This window comes from Brevibacterium linens ATCC 9172, from assembly GCF_900169165.1.
In the GTDB taxonomy this organism is placed as follows: Bacteria; Actinomycetota; Actinomycetes; order Actinomycetales; family Brevibacteriaceae; genus Brevibacterium; species Brevibacterium linens.
In genome coordinates, this window is record NZ_FXYY01000026.1 from 13,478 (window position 1) to 33,378 (window position 19,901).

Annotated in this window: 18 protein-coding genes; 13 read left to right on the top strand and 5 right to left on the bottom strand. The window is 66.8% G+C overall.

All coding sequences use genetic code 11. The features are described 5' to 3' along the window. The first annotated feature begins 194 nt into the window (after positions 1 to 194). A complete protein-coding gene (gene nth / locus BLIN9172_RS15080) occupies positions 195 to 971 on the top strand; it encodes an endonuclease III (RefSeq protein WP_051505149.1) in 777 nt (258 codons plus the stop codon). Further along, positions 968 to 1,699 carry an NUDIX hydrolase gene (locus BLIN9172_RS15085; RefSeq protein ID WP_101555778.1) on the top strand — a complete coding sequence of 244 codons (732 nt, stop codon included), beginning with the start codon at positions 968 to 970 and terminating at the stop codon, positions 1,697 to 1,699. Before nth ends, BLIN9172_RS15085 begins: the two co-directional genes overlap by 4 nt. 28 nt (positions 1,700 to 1,727) lie before the next feature. Here the strand turns inward: BLIN9172_RS15085 and BLIN9172_RS15090 are convergent, their stop codons facing one another. Both BLIN9172_RS15090 and BLIN9172_RS15095 read right to left on the bottom strand, forming a co-directional pair. After that, positions 1,728 to 2,573 carry an ABC transporter permease gene (locus BLIN9172_RS15090; RefSeq protein WP_101555779.1) on the bottom strand — a complete coding sequence of 282 codons (846 nt, stop codon included), beginning with the start codon at positions 2,571 to 2,573 and terminating at the stop codon, positions 1,728 to 1,730. Positions 2,574 to 2,631: 58 nt separating this feature from the next. Then, positions 2,632 to 3,591 carry an ATP-binding cassette domain-containing protein gene (locus BLIN9172_RS15095; RefSeq protein WP_101555780.1) on the bottom strand — a complete coding sequence of 320 codons (960 nt, stop codon included), beginning with the start codon at positions 3,589 to 3,591 and terminating at the stop codon, positions 2,632 to 2,634. Positions 3,592 to 3,700: 109 nt separating this feature from the next. On the opposite strand from BLIN9172_RS15095, the gene BLIN9172_RS15100 reads away from it, so the two are divergent. After that, entirely contained in the window at positions 3,701 to 4,702 is a 1,002-nt protein-coding gene (locus tag BLIN9172_RS15100; RefSeq protein WP_101555781.1) for a TetR family transcriptional regulator, read from the top strand. 106 nt (positions 4,703 to 4,808) lie between these two features. Here the strand turns inward: BLIN9172_RS15100 and BLIN9172_RS15105 are convergent, their stop codons facing one another. Next, positions 4,809 to 5,216 (bottom strand): phage holin family protein, encoded by a 408-nt coding sequence (locus tag BLIN9172_RS15105; protein ID WP_025778074.1) that lies wholly within the window; start codon positions 5,214 to 5,216, stop codon positions 4,809 to 4,811. Between the two features lie 177 nt (positions 5,217 to 5,393). Beyond that, complete coding sequence (gene acs, locus BLIN9172_RS15110) at positions 5,394 to 7,331, bottom strand: acetate--CoA ligase (protein WP_101555782.1); 1,938 nt, start codon at positions 7,329 to 7,331, stop codon at positions 5,394 to 5,396. 336 nt (positions 7,332 to 7,667) lie between these two features. On the opposite strand from acs, the gene BLIN9172_RS15115 reads away from it, so the two are divergent. The 9 genes from BLIN9172_RS15115 (at position 7,668) to BLIN9172_RS15155 (ending at position 15,787) form a co-directional block, all read left to right on the top strand. After that, entirely contained in the window at positions 7,668 to 10,220 is a 2,553-nt protein-coding gene (locus tag BLIN9172_RS15115; RefSeq protein WP_101555783.1) for a hypothetical protein, read from the top strand. A 244-nt stretch (positions 10,221 to 10,464) separates the two neighbouring features. Next, complete coding sequence (gene ssd, locus BLIN9172_RS15120) at positions 10,465 to 11,472, top strand: septum site-determining protein Ssd (protein WP_101555784.1); 1,008 nt, start codon at positions 10,465 to 10,467, stop codon at positions 11,470 to 11,472. Then, complete coding sequence (locus BLIN9172_RS15125) at positions 11,469 to 12,641, top strand: TadA family conjugal transfer-associated ATPase (RefSeq protein WP_101555785.1); 1,173 nt, start codon at positions 11,469 to 11,471, stop codon at positions 12,639 to 12,641. The genes ssd and BLIN9172_RS15125 overlap by 4 nt, the downstream gene beginning before the upstream one ends. Then, the gene (locus tag BLIN9172_RS15130; RefSeq protein ID WP_101555786.1) at positions 12,638 to 13,333 is read left to right on the top strand and encodes a type II secretion system F family protein; all 696 of its coding nucleotides are present in this window, start codon (positions 12,638 to 12,640) and stop codon (positions 13,331 to 13,333) included. The genes BLIN9172_RS15125 and BLIN9172_RS15130 overlap by 4 nt, the downstream gene beginning before the upstream one ends. A 2-nt stretch (positions 13,334 to 13,335) precedes the next feature. Further along, a complete protein-coding gene (locus BLIN9172_RS15135) occupies positions 13,336 to 13,926 on the top strand; it encodes a type II secretion system F family protein (RefSeq protein ID WP_101555787.1) in 591 nt (196 codons plus the stop codon). Positions 13,927 to 14,044: 118 nt separating this feature from the next. Continuing rightward, complete coding sequence (locus tag BLIN9172_RS15140) at positions 14,045 to 14,647, top strand: GNAT family N-acetyltransferase (RefSeq protein ID WP_101555788.1); 603 nt, start codon at positions 14,045 to 14,047, stop codon at positions 14,645 to 14,647. Positions 14,648 to 14,834: 187 nt separating this feature from the next. Then, positions 14,835 to 15,080 carry a DUF4244 domain-containing protein gene (locus tag BLIN9172_RS15145; RefSeq protein WP_101555789.1) on the top strand — a complete coding sequence of 82 codons (246 nt, stop codon included), beginning with the start codon at positions 14,835 to 14,837 and terminating at the stop codon, positions 15,078 to 15,080. 6 nt (positions 15,081 to 15,086) lie between these two features. After that, positions 15,087 to 15,473, top strand: a complete 387-nt coding sequence (locus BLIN9172_RS15150; protein ID WP_025778065.1) for a TadE family protein — start codon at positions 15,087 to 15,089, stop codon at positions 15,471 to 15,473. Beyond that, a complete protein-coding gene (locus BLIN9172_RS15155) occupies positions 15,470 to 15,787 on the top strand; it encodes an Rv3654c family TadE-like protein (protein WP_101555790.1) in 318 nt (105 codons plus the stop codon). Before BLIN9172_RS15150 ends, BLIN9172_RS15155 begins: the two co-directional genes overlap by 4 nt. A gap of 8 nt (positions 15,788 to 15,795) precedes the next feature. Here the strand turns inward: BLIN9172_RS15155 and sftH are convergent, their stop codons facing one another. Further along, complete coding sequence (sftH, locus tag BLIN9172_RS15160) at positions 15,796 to 18,072, bottom strand: DEAD/DEAH box helicase (RefSeq protein ID WP_101555791.1); 2,277 nt, start codon at positions 18,070 to 18,072, stop codon at positions 15,796 to 15,798. A gap of 34 nt (positions 18,073 to 18,106) precedes the next feature. On the opposite strand from sftH, the gene BLIN9172_RS15165 reads away from it, so the two are divergent. Beyond that, the gene (locus BLIN9172_RS15165; protein ID WP_240812179.1) at positions 18,107 to 19,765 is read left to right on the top strand and encodes a methyltransferase; all 1,659 of its coding nucleotides are present in this window, start codon (positions 18,107 to 18,109) and stop codon (positions 19,763 to 19,765) included. Positions 19,766 to 19,901 lie beyond the last annotated feature (136 nt).

The following is a 19,901-nucleotide window of genomic DNA, read 5'->3' on the forward strand; positions in this document are numbered from 1 at the left end:
TCGATACCAGCAAAGACGTGGGAGTGTGGCCCATCAGTCTGAAAACCTCTGTCGCATCGCCCGACGCGACTCCCGACCACACCGTTCCCGCAGATGCTCGCGTCCCGGCGCGCGGATCCCGGCGCACCGGTCTGAGCCGAGGGTGTGACCGGCATGACTGCGGAATGACGGGGCACGGATTAGGATGGTGAGCCGTGTTGACTGTGGCAGAGAAGAGCGCGCGGAAGTTCGCGAAGGAGACCCCGCTGGGGCGGACCCGCCGGGCCCGGAAGATCCATCGCATCCTCGCCGAGGTGTATCCGAACGCGAAATGCGAACTCGACTTCGAGACTCCGTTCCAGCTGCTCATCGCCACCGTCCTGTCCGCTCAGACCACAGATATCCGCGTCAACTCGGTCACCCCGAGCCTCTTCGCCGCCTTCCCCGACGCTCACGCCCTGGCCGTGGCCAATCTCATCGAGGTCGAGGAGCACATCCGCTCCACCGGGTTCTACCGGGCGAAGGCCCGCAACATCGTCAAGCTCGCAAACGAACTCGTCGACGAGTACGACGGTGTGGTGCCGAACAAGTTGGACAAGCTCGTCAAGCTCGCCGGAGTCGGACGCAAGACCGCGAACGTCGTCCTCGGCAACGCCTTCGACACTCCGGGACTGACCGTCGACACCCACATGGGCCGGTTGGCCCGACGCTTCGGGTGGACGGAGGAGACCGATGCCGTCAAGGCCGAACATGAGATCGCGGCCCTGTTCCCGAAGAAGGATCTCACCATGCTCTCGCATCGGGTGATTTTCCACGGCCGCCGCATCTGCCATTCCCGCAAGCCTGCTTGCGGAGCCTGCCCCCTGACCGCGCTGTGCCCCTCGTTCGGCATCGGGGAGCTCGACCCGGAGAAGGCACGCGCCATGCTTCGGTTCGAAATGGCGCCCTTGGCCACTCCCACCGAGGAGGCTGTCGCCGAGGACGGACAGTGAGCGCCCGAATCCCCAACCTCCCACCCGGATCGGCGACGATCGCCGATGGAGTCCTGCGCGGGCAGCTCGAAGCTCTCGCCGCCTCGCACGGGTCCCCGCTGTGGCTGCGCCGGCAGAAGGATTCGGCAAAGGATGCCGCTCGTGACGCCGCCGTGCTCATGCTCTTCGGACGTGGGGGAGAAGCGCGCACCGAGGCGGGGCGCTCAGAAGCATCACGCTTGGCCGAAATCGGTGTCGCCGATGTCGACATCGTGCTCCTCCAGCGGGCTGCGACCCTGCGTCACCATCCCGGTCAGGTCGCCTTCCCCGGAGGCGGCCGTGATCCCGAAGACCATTCCATGGCGGCCGCGGCGCTGCGTGAAGCGGAGGAGGAAGCGGGAATCTCCCCGGACACCGTCGAAGTGCTCGGAGAGATGGACTCGCTCTACATCCCGGTTTCGAAGTTCGAGGTGACGCCGGTGGTCGGCTACTGGCGTCAGCCGGGCCGCGTGCAGGTGATGGATCAGCGGGAGTCCTACTCCGTCTATCGGGTGGCCATCGCCGACCTCGTCGCCCCCGCCAATCGCGGCACCTTTGCGCGCCCCGATCTGAAGTTCTCGACCCCGGCCTTCGACGTCGGAGTCCTCAAGGTCTGGGGCTTCACCGCCGGCATCCTCGACTTCGCCCTCGACCACCTCGGCTGGGCCCGCGAATGGGACGAGAACGCTCCTATCGCGATCGACTTCTGAACTCGATCACCGAGGCGTCCGCAGCTATTCAGCGACGTCCGGCCTTCGCGTTGAACAGCACGGCGGCCCATACCGCTGTCACGGCGAGAATGAGCAGACACCAGCCGACGGCGAGATAGAGTGAGGCGCCCATATCGGTGCCGATGAGCAATGCTCGCAGGGCGTCGATGATCGGAGTGATCGGCTGATTGTCGGCGAACACCTCCAACCACCTCGGCATGGTCTCGACGGGCACGAATGCGCTGGAGACGTAGGGGAGGAAGAGGAGGATGAAACCGTACCCGTTTGCGGATTCGGGAGATTTTGCGGCGAGGCCGATGGCGGCGAAGAGATACGTGATCGCCAGAATGTAGAGAGCGACGAGTCCGATGGTCGCCAGCCACTCTCCGACTCCTGCGGAGGGTCGGAACCCGATGGCGACGGCGACGAGGAGGACGACGGAGGTCGCGAACAGATTCCTTGCAAGGCTCGCCACAACGTGGCCGGTGATGACAGCAGATGCTCGCACGGGCATCGTCCGCAGCCGGTCGACGAACCCGGAGGTCATATCCGAGGCCACCGAGAGCGAAGTCGAGGCGGCACCGAAGCCGGCGCAGGTGAGGATGATTCCGGGGACGACGTAGTCGACGTATCCGCCATCGGGATCGAGGGCGCCGCCGAAGACGAAGGTGAACATGAGCATGAGCATGACCGGCAGAGCGACGGCCATGAGCAGTGATTCGACGTCTCGAACAGCGTGACGCAGGCTTCTGCCGGTGAAGGTCGCCTCGGCGGAGAATCCGCGAGGGCGTGTCCGGGTCGTCCGGCGGGGGAGGTCGGCTGCGTTCGGTGCTGCTGCTGTCGCGGACGTGGTGGTCGGGTGACTGTGTGACATTGCGGTGTCCTCTCTGGACGGTGATGATGCACGGCGGCGCGGGCAGAGGTGCGGGTGGTCAGTGAGGCTTGTCGGCCGAGGTGAAGGCGAGGAAGACATCATCGAGGCTGGGACTGTGCAGGGACACTGAGGCCCGGGACGATCGACCGACCCACGGCTCGATCGCCGAGGCGAGGCCGTCGACGGTGCCGTCTGTGGGAATCTCATCCAGCTGGGTCCCGTCGCTTCCGCGGATGGACACGGTGTCTTCGCCGATGCGTGCCTTGAGCTCTGCCGGTGTGCCCAGGCCCGCCATGCGTCCGCTGTCGAGTAACCCGATCCGATCGGCCAGGGCATCGGCTTCGTCGAGGTACTGCGTGGTGAGGAACACCGTCGCGCCGCCTCGGGAGAGCTCGCCGACCTCGTTCCACAGCTCCTGCCGGGAGCGGGTGTCCAGACCGGTGGTGGGTTCATCGAGAATGAGCACCTCGACTGGGACGACCAGACTGAGCGCCAGGTCGAGGCGGTGACGCATGCCGCCGGAGAGCGCGGCGACCCGAGCGGACATGAAGGCTGTGAGACTGAGCTTCTCGGCCAGCTCCCGGCTTCTTGCCTTCGCGGCGCGACGGCTCAGTCCGGAGAGGCGGCCGAGGAGGACGAGGTTCTCCTCGGCCGTGAGGTGGGCGTCGACGGCCGCAGACTGACCGGTGACTGCGAAGCGACGTTTCGCCTCGGCGGGTGATTCGCACACATCGACATCCATGACCCGAACCGATCCGGTGTCCGGGCGGACGAGGGTGGTGAGGATATTGATGCAGGTGGTCTTTCCTGTGCCGTTGGAGCCGAGGAGGGCGAAGACTTCGCCCCTGCGGACATGGAAGTCGAGCCCGTCGAGGACGGACTTCGCACCGAAGCGCTTGCCCACGCCAGTGAACGAGATGGCGGCAGTTCGGGTGTCATCCGTGGCCGTGCCCTCCGCCGGGAGCGGCAATGGAGCGGTTGGATGAGAAGCGGTGCTGATGGAGCCGTCGGCGGTCATGATGGGGTCCTCTCACAGGTCGGAATCACCGAGCAGGTTTCTGTATACGACAGAAACTGTATATGACACTAACACGCAATATATGGCATACACAATATAAGATGGTGACATGAGTTCTGACGACACGATCGAGCAGCTCCCCAGCGGAATCGCGCTGGCGTGGGGAGTTGCGGCGACACCGCAGCGAGGACCGAAGCGGGAGATGAGCGTCGAGAAGATCGTCGACGCCGCCATCGAGATCGCTGACAGCGACGGCATCCAGGCGGTGTCGATGTCCGCGGTCGCAAAGCGCCTCGGGTACACGCCGATGTCGCTCTATCGATACGTGAGCTCGAAGGACGATCTGCTCCTGCTCATGCAGGAGGAGGCGACCGGTCTGCCGCCGGAGGCGGACGGGGAAGTTCTCAGTTGGAGGGCTCGCCTCAGCGAGCTCTACCAGGCGCAGTCACTGATCTATGTCCGACAGCCCTGGCTGCTGTCGATCCCGATCACCGGCAGCCCGATCACCCCGAACAGCTCGGCCTGGCTGGAGGCCGGCCTCGAGGCGCTCTCGGATACCGGTCTGTCGGAAGAGGAGCGGATCGCCGTTTCCCTGCTCGTCACCGGTGTCGCCCGCTGGAAGGGAATGATCGCCGCAGGCTATGAGGAGAAGAGTCGAACGACCGGCTTGGATGCCGCCGAGGTGGCGTCCCGGGAGCGGCGGCTCTTCGACGCGGTCATCACCGAGGATGGATATCCGTTCCTCAGAAGGGCGATCGATGCGGGGGTCTTCACCTCGGAGTCCGATCCCTTCGACTTCGGACTCGAACGCGGCTTCGACGGAGTGGAGGCCTTCATCGACGGGGTCGAGCGCAGGCGGAGCGGCGCCGAATCCGGGACGGCGGACGGCTCGGGCGCGACAGCCCCGGCCGACTCCTCCGGCGACGCTGCCGGGGAATCGGCTGATGGGAAGGCCACGATCACTGATGATGCCCCCGATGTCATCGCCGATAAGAAGCTGCGGGAGGCCCAGAAGGCCGTCAGGCAGGCGCAGAAGGTGCTGGCCGAAGCGCGCAAGCGGGAACGTCAGGTGCGACGTGAAGCCAAGGAGCGGGCGGCGAAGCGGCGCTGACTGCGAATACGCCGAGTGAGAAAGTGACAAGCGGCGCCGGACACGATGTCCGGCGCCGCTTCATTGTCTCGCTGTCGAGGACCGAGCGGGTCCTATCAGTAGTGGTTCAGTAACGGGGTCCCGAGGGGTTCTTCACCGCACGCTTGACCGAGGCCACGAGCGATTTGGCCGAGCCGATCGCGGTGCCGGGCACCGGGTTGCCCTTCTTGAACAGCGGGAGGGCGACAAGCACGAGGATGATCGCGATGACGGCGAGGATACCGAAGACGATGAGGAAGCTGCCCCACCACGGCCAGCCCAATCCCTCATGGAATGCGGCCGCACCGGCGAAGATCACCATGAACGAGGACAGGAAGAGCAGGAAGAGAGCGACAACGGCCAGTCCGGCTCCGATGCCCAGGTTCTTCGCGCCGGCAGTGGCTTCGGCCTTGGCGAGGGCAATCTCTTCTTCGGCGATCGCTTTGGAATCGTCGCTGATGCCTTTGATCAGTTCGCTGATGGACCGTTCGGCCATGAGAGCTCCTAAATCGAGAACGAGGACAATCTAACTTAAGAGTAGTCTGATCGTGCCCTGCGGCCAAAGGCGAATCGGCGGGGAACCGGGAAAACCCGTCGGATCCCGACGACGGCCGCTATGCGGCAGGGTCGTCTGTCACCGACGGGTCATCCGACCTCGGCCTCAGAGCGAGGTTCAGGCTTCTGCGACGGACTTTTCGATCTGGTCCATCACCGAGGCATCGGCGAGGGTCGACGTATTGCCGACCTCGCGGTTCTCGGCAACGTCCTTGAGCAGGCGACGCATGATCTTGCCGGAGCGTGTCTTGGGCAGGTCCGTGACGATGTGGACCTTCTTCGGCTTCGCGATGGGGCCGATGTCCTTGCCCACGTGCTGACGCAGCTCCTCAGATGTCTCGGAGGAGTCCTCGACTCCATTGGAGACGATGACGAACGCGACGACGGCCTGCCCGGACGTATCGTCGGCAGCGCCGACCACAGCCGCCTCGGCGACCTTGGGATGCGCGACGAGCGAGGACTCGATCTCTGCGGTGGACAGGCGGTGACCGGACACATTCATCACATCGTCGACGCGGCCGAGGAACCAGATGTCCCCGTCCTCATCGCGGCGGGCCCCGTCACCGGCGAAGTACGTGTCTTCGAACCGCGACCAGTAGGTCTCCTTGAAGCGCTCCGGGTCTTTCCAGATCCCGCGCAGCATCGACGGCCAAGGCCGACGGATGACGAGCAGCCCGCCTTCGGGGCCGGCCGGGTTCTCCCCCGAATCATCGACGACGTCGACGGAGATGCCGGGAATCGGACGCTGGGAGGAACCGGGCTTGGTCGACAGTACGCCGGGCAGGGGAGCGATCATATGGGCCCCGGTTTCCGTCTGCCACCAGGTGTCGACGATCGGGCAGCGCTCACCGCCGATGACGCGGTGGTACCAGCGCCAGGCCTCGGGGTTGATCGGTTCGCCGACGCTGCCGAGCAGGCGCAGACTGGACAGATCGTACTTCGCCGGGATCTCCTCGCCCCACTTCATGCACGTGCGGATCGCCGTCGGGGCGGCATAGAGGATCGTGGCCTTGTACTTCTCGATGATCTCCCACCAGCGACCCTGATGCGGAGTGTCCGGGGTGCCTTCGTAGATGATCTGAGTGGTGCCGGCGGCCAGTGGGCCGTAGGCGACATAGGAGTGACCGGTGACCCAGCCGACGTCGGCGGTGCACCAGAAGACATCCGTCTCGGGCTTGATGTCGAAGACGGCCTTCATCGAGTACAGCACCTGAGTGAGGTAGCCGCCGGTGGTGTGGAGGATGCCCTTGGGCTTTCCTGTCGTCCCGGAGGTGTAGAGGATGAACAGGGGGTGCTCCGAGTCGAAGAACTCGCAAACGTGTTCGCCGCTGGCCCGGCCGACGGAATCCTCCCACCACTGGTCGCGGCCTTCGACCCAGTCGACGTCCTGACCGGTGCGCTTGACGACGAGAACGTGCTCGACCGGAGTGTCACCCCGAGAGATCGCTTCGTCGACGGCCGGCTTGAGGCTCGTGGGCTTGGCGCGACGGTAGCTGCCGTCGGCGGTGATGACGACGCGGGCTTCGGCGTCGATGATGCGCGAGTGCAGTGCATCGGCGGAGAATCCGCCGAAGACGACCGAATGTGCAGCACCGAGGCGAGCACAGGCGAGCATCGAGATCACGGCTTCGGGAATCATCGGCAGGTAGATGGCGACCCGGTCGCCGCTCTTGACGCCGAGGTCGGTCAGCGTGTTCGCCGCCTTCGACACTTCGGCGAGAAGTTCGGCATAGGTGAAAGCACGGGAATCGCCCGGTTCGCCTTCGAAGTTGATGGCCACCCGGTCGCCGTTGCCGGCGAGGACGTGGCGGTCGAGGCAGTTGTAGGCGACATTGAGCTTTCCGCCGACGAACCATTTCGCGAACGGCGGATTCGTCCAATCGAGGACCTCGTCGAAGTCCTCGTGCCAGTCGACGAGCTCACGGGACTGTTCGGCCCAGAAGCCCAAGTAGTCTGCCTCGGCGCGTTCGTATTCGTCGGCCTTGACGTTGGCGTCTGCGGCGAACTGCTCAGGCGGGGCAAACGTCTCTGTCTGCTCGGCAGCGGTTTCGGTCATGCTTTCCCTCCGACTTCCTTGGTGGATCGAAAATTCTAGTTGCACTGTATACCGGTGGTCGGGGGCAGTGGAGGGCAGTTTCATGCGATGAACGGGGAAATCGGGGGTAGCCGCCGCGCCATTGTCGTGGTATGGGTCACATGGCTTCGACGGTGATGAGGTCACCGAAGAGCCTCCTCGGTGAGGGAATACGCGGTTCCCGACGTGCTTGAGAAAGCGCGTATGAGTGCACAGGCGGCCTGTGTTCTGCAAGGATGGGGTCAGAGTCCGTTGGGATCCGACCCGCGCGGACACGGAAACACTGTTACCTTTCCCCGAGATCGACTGGAGTCAGCGATGAGTTCGCCGCAGCATCCAACCGGGTCCGGGCCACAGCCGTGGCAGGATCAGCCCCCGCAGTACCCGGGCCAGAACGCGCAGCAGCCCGGCGGTCAGCCGCCGGCCTACGGTTCGGGACCGGGACAGTTCGGCTCGGCGCCCGGGCCGGCCTACGGTTCCGCACCGGGACCCTACGGATCGGCACCCGGACAGCCCGCCGCGCAAGGACCCTATGGATCGGCTCCGGCCCAGTACGGGTCGGGACCCGGACCATACGGATCTGCTCCCGGGCAGTACGGCTCGGCACCGGGACCGTACGGGTCAGCGCCGGGCCAGGGTCAGTTCGGCCAAGCGCCTGCCCCCAAGCGGAAGACCGGCCCGGGAATCCTCGGCCCGCTGACTCTGCGCGATCTCTTCCTCCTCTTCGCCGGTCTGCTCGCCTTCATCGCCCTGTTCGTGCCCTACCGCAGCTACAGCTACGGCTTCGGACATGAGACGACGACGCTGTGGCATTGGAACGTCGCGGATATGGGCGCGCTCGTATTCGGGGTGCTCGCGATCCTGCTCATCGTGGCGGCCGTGCTCGTCAACAAGCTCGGCAGCAGCCGACTGCGGGTCGGGTCGCTCAGCCTCGACCAATTCATCTCCGTGCTCTCGGCGATCGCCTTCACCTATGTGTTCATCGACCTGCTCACCTCGGCGGTCTATTGGCATGTGGGCTCGTACCTGGCGTTCTTCGCCGGGCTCATCGCATTCTTCGCCGGAGTGTTCACGATGCTGCCGTTCTTCGCCAAGGAATTCGCCGGCCGCGAGGACATCGAGACCCATCCGAAGGCTCGCCCCGTCACCAAGCACACCCAGCATCCGGCACCGGTGGCCAATGTGCCCGGTGCGACCGGACCGGGTGCCGGCGCACCCGGATTCGCACCGTATGGTGCCGCTCCGGCCGGCGCTGGTCAGCCAGGATTCGGACAGCCGGGTACCGGCGATTACGGTCAGCCCGGCGGACCGGGACAGTCCGGCCAGCCGACTCAGTTCGGTGCGCCAGGACAGTCGGGTCAGTTCGGCGGAACAGGACAGTCGGACCAATTCGGCGGTCCGGGTCAGCCTGCGCAGCAGGGTCAGCCCGGCGACGACCGGTTCGGTCAGTCGGGTCAGTTCGGCGGTCCGGAACAGCAGAGCCAGTTCGCCCCTGCCGACCAGCAGAACCAGCCGTCCGCGCAAGTCGGCCATCCGTCCGACGAATTCGGCCAGTCTTCCGACGACCAGAACCAGCCCAGCCCTTACGCTCCGCCGCAGGAGCAGGACGCCGAGCGTTCTGCCAGCTCCTTCGCCGCGCCTGCCAACACCTCGGGCGCGGGCGCTGCGCCCGGATCCTCAGACACGACATCTGACCAGGCCTCGGCCGACGGGCCGGTGCACAGCACCGGTGACGGGCAGACCTATCTGGGCCGTCGCGATTCGGACGCCCCGCAGCATTCGCAGAGCGAGCCGACTCAGGCGTTCGGTGTCGGAGCCGGCCGGCCGCAGGACGATGCGGCCGACGGTCAGCTCACCGGCGCGAGCAGCCAGGCTGCTGAAGCCGAGGCCCAGCCCACCGAGGCAGGCGACAAGACACATTCGGGCGCTGCGGCCGCTGCTGCAGGCGCCGGGGTGATCGGCGCCGGTACTGCCGGTGTCGCTGCCGCACACGCGGATTCCGAACGTCGGCGTGGCCGCCACGCCGCTCCCGAATCGGAGACCGACTCCGTGTCGTCTGCTGAGACCGATGCGGCGAATGAGGACACGTCCGCGGACAGGTCCATGGCCGCCTCGGCGAAGGAGGACGACACCCCGACGGTCGTGTCGCCGGCCGAGAGCAGCGACCTGGTCTCCAAGGTCAACGCGAAGTCTTCGGATACGAACTCCGCGGAAGACGCAGATATCGCCGGCGCGGGATCGGCCGCACAGTCCTCGACCGCCTCGCCATCGGAGTCCTCGGCCTCGACCGACGAAGCCCCGGCGCAGGGTCAGGACGACGATGCGAATGTCCGCTCCACCGAGGCCACGGTTGTCAGCACTCCGGCAGACGGCCCGGTCGTCGCAGACGGCAAGCCCACGGCCGATGACACGGCGCCTGCGGGCGATGACACAGCGGCGGATGATGACGGTCAGGCGACCGCTGTGATCGAGCCGGCCACCAGTGCGGAGCGGACGACCGCTCCCGAAAGCGAAGAGCCGACTCAGTACGTTCCTGTCGCCGACTACGCCAACCGTCCGGAGACCGACGGGCGCGGGGACAGCTCGACCGACGAGACCATGGCGCAGAACGACGGCCGGAACGCCGGTCACGACAACGGTCGGGCACAGAACCAGGACGGTGGACGACGCCCCATCGTCCAGGCGTTCTGGTTCGCCGTTCCCGAGCCGCGCGAAGCCGTGGACGAGGCCACCGGAATGCCGGTGTTCACGATCTACCCCGGCGACTGGTACCTCAGTCTCGAGGACAACGGGTCCTCGTTCACGGTCCGCGACTCCGACGGCAGCACCACCGGTGTCCTGCGCAATATCGAAGGAATCCAGCGCGGCTGATTCGGTCCGGCTTCCACTCGCACGTCAGCGCTGTGGACACGCCACGGTCGACTCTGTGCCCCTCGGCACCACGTGAGGTGGCCGAGCGGCCGAGCCACCGCAGCTGACCTGGATGGAAGCTGCAGGCTGCCACGTGGGGCGCCTCCTGTGACTCAACCTCACAGGAGGCGCCCCTTCGTCGTCCCCTCCACAGGGCAGAGCTCCGGCCTGGCCGGAGGCCACCGGTCGAGTCCAGGCTCGGTGCATGCAGGTAGCCCTCATCACCGACCTCGGTGCGATCACCGAAGAATGCGCTCGAGTCGCCGAAAGTATCGGCATCTCCCTGACCGTTCTGCCTCCCGACTCCGGAGGCTGGCAGTCCGCGTCGCTCATCCTCCTCGGCGAAGACGTCCGCGAAGCCCCCGCCACCGACAGAGCGGACACGATCCTCGTCGTCCTCAACGATGACGAACCCTCCTCGACCTGGGCGAAGGCCGCCCACCTCGGCGTCGACCAGCTCGCCGTGCTGCCCGCCGCCGCGGAATGGCTGAGCGGACGGATGATCGCCGCAGTCGAACCGCCTGGCGCACCCGGAACCACGGTCGGCGTCGTCGCCGGCTGCGGCGGGGCGGGTGCCTCCGTGCTCGCATGCGCACTCGCCCGACGAGCCGGAGCCGATCACAGCACCGTCCTCGTCGACGCCGACCCGCTCGGCGGGGGACTCGACCTCGTCCTCGGCGCCGAAGCGGTGCCCGGACCCCGGTGGACCGACCTCAGCGCCTCCCGCGGACAGCTGCGTCCCTCAGCCCTGGCCGATGCGCTGCCCCGCCACGACGGACTCGCGCTGCTGTCCTGGGGGCGGGACGACACCGTCGACCTCGACCCCGACGTCTTCGACGACTTCCTCGCCGCAGCCGGTCAGGCCTTCGACCTCGTCATCGTCGATCTGCCCCGCCACGCCCCACCGCAATGGACGAGACGCTGCCATCATGTCCTTCTCGTCTCCCCGGCCCGGGTCCGGTCGGCCGTCGCCTCCTCCCAAGTGGCCAAGCGTCTGTCCCAGGCCCACCCCGATGTGCGCCTCGTCGTCCGCGAAACCGGTCCCGGGGGCCTCGACGCCGAGCTCCTCGCCGACTCCATCGGTCTGAGTTTGGCCGGGAGCATCCGCGATGATCGGGGACTGTCCGCCGCCGTCGACCGCGGCGAGGGCATCCCCGGCGGGGCGCACCTCGGCCGCCTCGTCGATCGCTTGCTGGGGGAGTGGGTCGAATGAGCGAATGGCTCGATGCCTCGCTGGTCGCCGATGTTCGCAAAACGCTGCTCGACAAGCCGGGACCGGTGACCACGGCCGCCGTCGCCGAGGCGGTCCAACGCACCGGACGTGTGCTCGGTTCGTCCGCCCTGCTCGAGCTCGTCACCCGGCTGTCCGCGCAGCTGTCCGGGGCAGGACCTCTGCAGTCCGTGCTCGAGGTGCCCGGCACCACGGACGTGTTCGTCAACGGGCCGCGTGAGATCTTCGCCGACACCGGCGACGGGCCCCGGCTGCTCGACCTGTCCCTGGGAGCCGAAGAGGACGTACGGTCACTGGCGGTCCGGTTGGCCGCCCTCGGCGGGCGCCGCCTCGACGATTCCTCTCCCTATGTCGATGTGCGCCTGCCCGACGGGGTGCGGATGAACGCGATCGTCCCTCCGATCTCCGGGGACACGACGACGATCAGCTTCCGCGTGCCCAAACGCTCCGGATTCCCCTACTCCCAGCTCTGCGAGGAGGGGTTCGTCCCCGATGAGATCAGCCCCCTCATCGCCGAGGCGGTCACGTCACGGGCGAACATCCTCATCTCCGGCGGGACGGGCACGGGGAAGACCGTCCTCCTCGGCGCTCTGCTGTCCCTGGTCGAGACGATCCAGCGAATCGTCATCGTCGAGGACTCCCGCGAGCTCATCGTCACCCACCCGCACACCGTCCAGCTCGCGGCCCGCCAAGCCAACGTCGAAGGCGGCGGCGAGGTGACTCTGACCGACCTCGTGCGCAACGCCCTGCGGATGCGGCCCGACCGCCTCGTCGTCGGGGAATGTCGCGGCGCGGAGGTCCGGGACATGCTCACCGCGCTCAACACCGGTCATGAGGGCGGGTGCGCGACCATCCATGCGAACACCGCCGAGGCCGTGCCCAGCCGGGTGGCCGCGCTCGGGGCGTTGGCGCAGATGAGCCCGGATGCCGTGTATTCGCAGTTCTCCACCGCCATCGACCTCGTCATCCATCTGCGGCGCTGCGGCTCCGAGCGGGGAATCACGGAACTGGCGATCCCGACGAGGGTCGGTGCCGAGGCAGTCGTTATGGAACCGGTGTGGGGCCGCCCGTCACCGTCGACAGCCGGCACCGTCAACCGCCGTGCCCTGGCCCGGTTCGAATCCGTGCTCGAACAGAAATCCGCACAATGATCGTCCTCACCGCCGCTCTGATCGCGGCCGGGATCATCCTCGCGGCGCCCCCGGACCCGGGTGCCAGACTGCGGGAACTCCTGCACCGTGCCGACGGTGGCGGATCAGTGCCGAAAGGAGTGCGTGCCCTCTTTCGCCGAGGCGGCCGCACCGCCGATGATCAGGCCGAACGGCTGTGGGCGATCGCCGCGGTGGAGAACTGCGCCCATCTGCTCAAGGTGGGGATGACTCCGCAGGCGGTGATGGCCACGCTCAGCCGCCGCAATGACGCGCTGGCCCCGATCTCACGCGCGATCTCGTTGGGTGAGGAGCCCGGACGCGCCATCGCCACCCGCAGCAGCGCGCTGTCAGAGGCCGCCGCTCACGTGCTGACCGGAATGGCCGCCGTATGGACGGTGTCCGAACGTTCCGGAGCCCCCGCGGCGGAGATGATCCTGCGTTACGCGGCCGCCCAGAGAGACGCCCTCGACGCCGAACGCGAACGCCGCATCGCCATGGCCGGTCCGCGGTCGACGGTGCGGGTGCTCAGCTGGCTGCCGCTCATCGGCGTCGGCCTCGGCCTGCTCATCGGCGTCCGACCCCTGGAACTCATCAGCGGGCTGCCGGGACAGCTGAGCATCGGTGCCGGGCTCCTCCTGTACGGGGCCGGCCGATGGTGGATGCGGACGATGATGCTGCGGGCGCAGAGGTGACCATGCTTGCTGTGCTCATCGGTGCCTGCGTCGGTCTCGGCGTGCTGCTGTGGTCCGGATCGACCCGCCGGAGACTGCAGAGCCTCCTCGGCGAGGGCGGGACCGATCCGACCGGCAGCGAGGCGGCTGCCCCTCAGGCGAGCACGGCTGGGTCGGGGACGGAGCCGGCGGTGGCCGATGATCAGTTGGCATTCGACCTCGATCTCGTGGCGATCTGTCTGACCTCGGGCCTGCCGATTCCCGTGGCGCTGACCTTGACCGCCGAGGCGACCGATGACCGATCGGATCTGCAGAGGATCGCCCGTGCGATGGCGATCGGCGGGCGCAGGCTCGCCGACGACGATCGGCTGCTGCCGGTGCTCGAGGTCTTCGAATTCTCCGAACACACCGGTGTCGGCCCGGCACCACTCATCGAGTCCGTGGCCGAGGAGCTGCGGGCGTCCTCACGCCGGCGCCGGCAGGAGGCCGCCGCCTCATTGGGTGTGCAGCTGGTGCTGCCTTTGGGTGTGTGCATTCTGCCGGCGTTCCTCTTGCTCTCGGTCGTTCCGGTCGTCATCTCGCTGCTGACCGACCTCACAACCGTGTTCTTCTGAAGCCTCAGTGCTCCTGCGCACCAGCGGCACGTGGTCTCGACGGCTGCGTTCCGGGGTATTCACCCGGTCCTGAAGCGGCGGTGACCTGGTTTTCAGACTCGACCGATAGGCTCGGGACATGGCACCGGTCACACCCTTCAATCAGCTGTCCACTGTCGAACAAGCCGAAGACTACGCCGAGAACCTCTTCGTCGGCCGATCCGTGCGTCTGCGGCCCCTGAGGGAGGATGATCTGCCCTATCTCGAACAGTGGTGGTTCGATCCCTCGATCGTCGTCCTGCAGAATCACACGGTTCTGCCGCGGCCGGAAGGGGGAGTATCCGAACAGTTCTCACAGTGGAGCGCGAACAGATCGAGCGAAGCGGTCGGCTTCAGCATCGAGCTGACCGAAACAGAAGAATTCGTCGGCCACATCACCCTCTACAGGCGCAACCCCATCAACCAGTCCGCCACTCTGGCAATCGTCCTCGGACCCGAATTCCACGGGCGCGGCTACGGATCGGACGCGGTGCGACTGGCCGTGAAGTACGGGTTCCTCCAACTGGGACTCAACCGCATCGAGCTGCAGACCTGGGCGTTCAACACCCGCGGAATCGCCTCCTACACCAAGGCCGGCTTCGTCGAAGAAGGCCGTCGACGAGAGGCCGTGTTCTTCAACGGCCGCCGCCACGACGAAGTCATCATGGCCATCCTCAGAGACGACTGGGCCGGCAACACCTGAGGCACCGGCGGCGCTGACTCGCACACCGATTCCTGTGGACGGCCTCTCCACTCGTCCAAGGTGAGCCTGTGGATGCAGAACCCGTTTCCACAGGCGCGAAACCGAGTCTGGACACGACAGTGCGCTCACTCCCAGGCTGAAGGTCCGCTCGCAGAGTGCAAGCGGGGTTTCAGCCAAGGAGGAGAGCATGGCCACAACTTCACCGCCCCCGGAGATCGAGTACCCGCCGAAGGGTCGGATCGAACCGGTCGACGACCACACTGAGATTGATCAGTTCTGGGACTCCGACACCGGAGCGACCACCGCCGAATATGCGATCACCACTCTGGCCGCATGCGGATTCGCCGCACTGCTCGTCGTCGTTCTCAAATCAGAGCCGATCAAGGAACTCATCACCGGGGTCATCTCCACGGCGCTCGGTCTGGGAAGCTGAACCGCCATGGCACGCGGAGGCTCCCGTCAGCGGCAGCGAGGTCGGGATCGCGATGCGGGAACGGCGACCGCGGAATTCGCCGTCGTCATGCCGGCTGTCGTGCTTCTCATCGTGCTGCTCACGGGAGCCGCCGCGGTCGGCTTCTCCCAGCTGCGAGCTTTCGACGCCGCCCGGTCGGCGGCCCGTGAGATCGCCCGCGGCGAACCCCGAGCCGCCGTCGTGTCCGAAGCGAAGAAGCACGCCGGTGAGTCCTCCTCGGTCCGCGTCCGAGCCGACGGCGGATACTCGGTCGTGACCGTCACGATCGAACTGCCGGCTGCGATCTTCTTCCTCGACGCCGTCGATGCGCATGCCACTGCGCGATTCGAGGGGGACAGGTCCGGGCCGTCATGACGAACATCGTTGTGGGGCTCTGCTCGATCGTGCTCGTCCTCGTCGCCGCCATCGGCAGCCTCGGCCAGGCCTTCGTGGCCCACAGTCGGGCGCAGAGCGCCGCGGACCTGGCGGCGCTCGCCGCCGCGGACGCCGTGCGCGGACTGGCCACCGGCGAACCGTGTGAGATGGCGAAGGAGGTGGCGATTCGCAATGGCGGTCACCTCAAGGACTGCCGTGCCTCGCTGAGTGAGCAATCCGCCTACGTCGTCATCGAAGTCGACATCCCCGGGCCTCTGCCGAAGGTCAGAGAGGAGGCCGTCGCCGGGAAATGAGGGGATCGCTACCTGAGTACGGTGCGCAGCAGCCGCAGCGCAGCGTCCTTCTCGAGCGGTTCGTTCCCGTTGCCGCACTTGGGCGACTGCACACACGACGGGCACCCGTCGACGCACTCGCATGCGGCGATGGCGTCCCTGGTCGCACCCAGCCACTCATCGATGACCTCGCTGCCGCGTTCGGCGAACCCGGCGCCTCCGGCCAGACCGTCATAGACGAACACCGTCGCCAGCCCGGTGTCGGCATGCAGTGCCGTCGACACGCCGCCGATGTCCCAGCGGTCACAGCCGGCGAAGAGCGGCAGCAGACCGATCGAGGCGTGCTCGGCCGCATGGACGGCTCCGGGCAGGTCCCCGGAGACGACATCGGCCTCGTCGAGGACGCTCTGCGGAATCGTCCACCACACGGCCTTCGTCCGCAGCGTGCGCTCGGGCAGGTCGAGCTCGTGTTCGGCGATGATCGCTCCACCGCGTTTGGCCCGCATCCGGTAGGCCACGACCTGATCGATGACGTCGACGGTTCCGCTGCACACAGCCACCCCGGAGGGCAGAACCCGCTGCGCATCGGTGTCGACGATCGAGATCTCGGTCTGCGAGCGCGGCTGAGTCGTGTAGTCGACCTCGGCGCGTTCGACGGCAACGATCCGGTCCTCGAGGTCGAGATCGAGGACGGTGAAGTCGATGCCCTGATGCGTGTACACCGCTCCCGGATGGGCTCCCGTATGTGCACCCGATTCGTCGACCGTGCCCAGCAGGGTGCCGGTGCTCGCCTCGACCAGGCTGAACTGTCCGCCGCCGGCACCGCGGATATCGGACAGGTCAGCCGCCGGTTGGTCCTTTGCCCAGAACCATCCGGTCGGGCGTGCCCGCAGCATCTTCGCCTCCACGAGGTCGTCGATGACCGCGGGCGAATTGTCCGGGAAGTGCACGAGGTCAGCCGACTTCAGAGGCACCTCGGCGGCGGCCGCACACAGGTGACCGGAGAGCACATGCGGGTTGCCCGGATGGATGACGCCGGCGTCGACGGGGGAGTCGAAGATGACTTCGGGATGATGGACGACGAAGGTATCAAGCGGATCATCACGGGCGATGAACACGGCCATCCACCGCTGTCCGGCTCTGCCGGCGCGCCCCGCCTGCTGCCACAGGGAGGCCAGGGTTCCCGGCCAGCCGGAGATGATGACGAGGTCGAGTCCGGAGATGTCGATGCCCAACTCCAGGGCGTTCGTCGACGCCACGGCCAGCAGCTGACCCGAACGCAGCGCGGTCTCGAGCATCCTGCGCTCTTCGGCCAGATACCCGCCCCGGTAGGCGGCGACCTTGCCCGTCAGGGCTTCATCCACCTGCCCCACCTGGTCACGGACCGTCTGGGCGAGGGCTTCGGTGCCGCGGCGGGAGGCGATGAACGTGATCGACCGAAAGCCGGCGCACATGGAGTCGGTGATGACATCGGCGGCTTCGACCAGACCGCTGCGCCGGTCCCCGCCGGGAGACACGGGAGGCTCCCACAGGGCGAAGCTGCCGGCTGCACGCGGGGACGAATCCTCGGTCACCGCATGCGCGGACCGCCCGGTCAGCTTCGCAAAGGCTGCGTCCGGGTCCGCCATCGTCGCCGACGCTCCGATGACGACCGGTGCCGCCCCGTAGTGGGCGGCGATGCGCAGCAGGCGGCGGAGGATGAGTGCGACATGGGAGCCGAACACTCCCCGGTACCGGTGGGCTTCATCGATGACGATGAAGCGCAGGTTCTTGAACATCCGGGCGAAGCGCTCGTGTTGGGGCAGGATCGACCGGTGGAGCATGTCCGGGTTCGTGAAGACGATGTTCGCATGCCGCCTCGCCCAGTCCTTCGAGACCTGCGAGGTGTCCCCGTCATAGCTGGCAGGACGCATGCCCTGGATGACGAACCGTTCGAGTTTGGCCAGCTGATCGGCGGCCAGTGCCTTCGTCGGAGCGATATAGATCGCCGAGGCGGAGCGCAGCTTCCCGCGAGTCGATTGGATCGCTTCGAGCACCGGCAGCCAGAATCCCAAAGACTTGCCCGATGCGGTGGGGGTGGCGATGACGACGTCGGAACCGTCCCTGGCCGTCTGCGCCGCCTCGAGCTGGTGCTGCCACAGAGCGTCGACGCCGATGGCATGGCAGGCGTGCTTGAGTTCCTCGTCGATCCAGTCAGGCCACGCGGCGTCGCGTTCGAAACGCTGCGGGATATCGCGGACATGGACGATCCGCTCATCCCGGGCACCGAAACCGGTGACGATGTCGAGAAGAGCAGAGGAGGCCATGAGTCAATTATGGCGCAGTCGCTAGGATTCTTCTGTGACTGATCTGCCGTTGGCCCACCTGGGCGAGACCCTCTACCATTCCGGATACACCGAACCACGGCTGCGCCAGTTCTGGGGCGGCCCGACCTCGGAGGCGCTGCTGCGCAACAACGCCGCACCCGCCATCCACCACTGCACCCGGACGCTGGCGGACCAGTCGTCGACGGCCGCCGACCGGACCCTGGCCAGCGCGGCGCTGCTCTTCCACTTCCACCGCACAGCCCCGGTCACCGACGTCCGAGCACTGCTGGGGGAGTCCTTCGACACCGCCACCGAGGCGGGGCTGATCACCGTGGACGACGACGAGGTGGTCGCCCCCTTCGCCCTGACCCCCTATGAACTTCCCGTCGGTGTCCCGCGCGGCTTCCGTCCCGGGGACGAGAACCTCTACCTCGTGGCCGACCACGGCACCCTGACCACCCCGGATGTGCTCGACGGAGAATTCGTGCTCGGCCTCGGCGGAGCCGGCCGGACACTGGTGTCGATCACCCCGCGTGACCACGTGGGCGTGGCCGCCGATATCGGCACCGGCTGCGGAATCCAAGCTCTGCTGCTGGCCCGCCACAGCGACCGAGTCATCGCCACCGACATCTCCCGCCGAGCCCTGCGCCTGGCCGAACTCTCGGCCGGACTCAACGCGGTGACGACGATCGAATTCCGGCACGGGTCCCTCCTCGAACCATTGCACGAACCCGTGGATCTGCTCGTGTCGAATCCGCCGTTCGTCATCACCCCGCGCAGCACGGACACCACATTCGAATACCGGGACGGCGGAATGACCGGAGACCGCCTCGTTCGGGAGCTGTTCACCCGGATCCCTGAGAACCTCACCCCGGGCGGACGCAGCGTCTGCCTCGGAAACTGGGAAGCCGCCTCGGGGACGGACGAAGGACCGGAGACCTGGGTCGACGATGCGGATACGTCGGTGTTCGTCATCGAACGCGAGGCCCTCGACCCCATCGCCTACGCCGAAACCTGGATCCGCGACGGCGGGATCCCCCGCGCCAGCACCGCCTGGAACGACGCAGTCGCCGCATGGCTCGACGACTTCGCCACCAGAGCTGTGGACGAAGTCGTCTTCGGGTACGTGCTGATGGCGAAGTCCGATAACGATGTGCCAACGATTGGTACCGAAGATCCCGCGATCGGCGACGTCACCTCGGACGTCGACCGCGGTCCGTCGGGGACGGCCGAGGGAGTATTCAAGACCAGGGTCAGAGTCACCTCGGCGCCGGCGAACAATCCGCACGGACTCGCAGAGTTCCTCACCACGATCATCGCGATCCGGTCGTGGCTGGCATCGGCCGGGCCGGAGGAGATCGCCGCAACCGCTTTCACCCGCTCACCCGACCTCGTCGAACATCGCCATTTCGTTCCCGGAGCGCCGGAACCCAACTCGATCACCTTGGAACAGGGGATCGGCTTCGGGCAGGTCTTCGACCTCGATACGGCACTGGCCGGATTCGTGTCCGTCGCGGACGGGACGCTGACCCTGCGACAGACGGCCGGGGCCTTGGCCCAGCTTCTCGAGGTCGATCCCACGGCACTGGAAGACCAACTCGTGGCCCAGGTCAGAGCCCTGTGCGCGGCGGGTGCACTGCTGCCCGACAGCGGTTCGGTCGGGAGCTCGACGACTGGGACGTCGGCGGAATAGGGATAGGATCGGAAACCGTTGACCCCGTGTCCGAGCCGAAACCGGACGAGGTCCGGACAGCATCCGGGCCGGAAGGGTCGATGAGGAACGTGTCCGTTCAACAGTGTTACATTGGGCCGGATCGTCCGTTGCAGCG

Excerpts from the sequence above, each read along its gene's own strand:
- BLIN9172_RS15105 (WP_025778074.1), bottom strand. The coding sequence starts at position 5,216 with ATGGCCGAACGGTCCATCAGCGAACTGATCAAAGGCATCAGCGACGAT.
- BLIN9172_RS15125 (WP_101555785.1), top strand. The coding sequence starts at position 11,469 with ATGAGCGAATGGCTCGATGCCTCGCTGGTCGCCGATGTTCGCAAAACG.
- BLIN9172_RS15135 (WP_101555787.1), top strand. The coding sequence starts at position 13,336 with ATGCTTGCTGTGCTCATCGGTGCCTGCGTCGGTCTCGGCGTGCTGCTG.
- BLIN9172_RS15140 (WP_101555788.1), top strand. The coding sequence starts at position 14,045 with ATGGCACCGGTCACACCCTTCAATCAGCTGTCCACTGTCGAACAAGCC.
- BLIN9172_RS15090 (WP_101555779.1), bottom strand. The coding sequence starts at position 2,573 with ATGTCACACAGTCACCCGACCACCACGTCCGCGACAGCAGCAGCACCG.
- BLIN9172_RS15095 (WP_101555780.1), bottom strand. The coding sequence starts at position 3,591 with ATGACCGCCGACGGCTCCATCAGCACCGCTTCTCATCCAACCGCTCCA.
- BLIN9172_RS15115 (WP_101555783.1), top strand. The coding sequence starts at position 7,668 with ATGAGTTCGCCGCAGCATCCAACCGGGTCCGGGCCACAGCCGTGGCAG.
- BLIN9172_RS15100 (WP_101555781.1), top strand. The coding sequence starts at position 3,701 with ATGAGTTCTGACGACACGATCGAGCAGCTCCCCAGCGGAATCGCGCTG.
- ssd (WP_101555784.1), top strand. The coding sequence starts at position 10,465 with ATGCAGGTAGCCCTCATCACCGACCTCGGTGCGATCACCGAAGAATGC.
- BLIN9172_RS15150 (WP_025778065.1), top strand. The coding sequence starts at position 15,087 with ATGGCACGCGGAGGCTCCCGTCAGCGGCAGCGAGGTCGGGATCGCGAT.
- acs (WP_101555782.1), bottom strand. The coding sequence starts at position 7,331 with ATGACCGAAACCGCTGCCGAGCAGACAGAGACGTTTGCCCCGCCTGAG.
- BLIN9172_RS15130 (WP_101555786.1), top strand. The coding sequence starts at position 12,638 with ATGATCGTCCTCACCGCCGCTCTGATCGCGGCCGGGATCATCCTCGCG.
- BLIN9172_RS15155 (WP_101555790.1), top strand. The coding sequence starts at position 15,470 with ATGACGAACATCGTTGTGGGGCTCTGCTCGATCGTGCTCGTCCTCGTC.
- BLIN9172_RS15145 (WP_101555789.1), top strand. The coding sequence starts at position 14,835 with ATGGCCACAACTTCACCGCCCCCGGAGATCGAGTACCCGCCGAAGGGT.
- sftH (WP_101555791.1), bottom strand. The coding sequence starts at position 18,072 with ATGGCCTCCTCTGCTCTTCTCGACATCGTCACCGGTTTCGGTGCCCGG.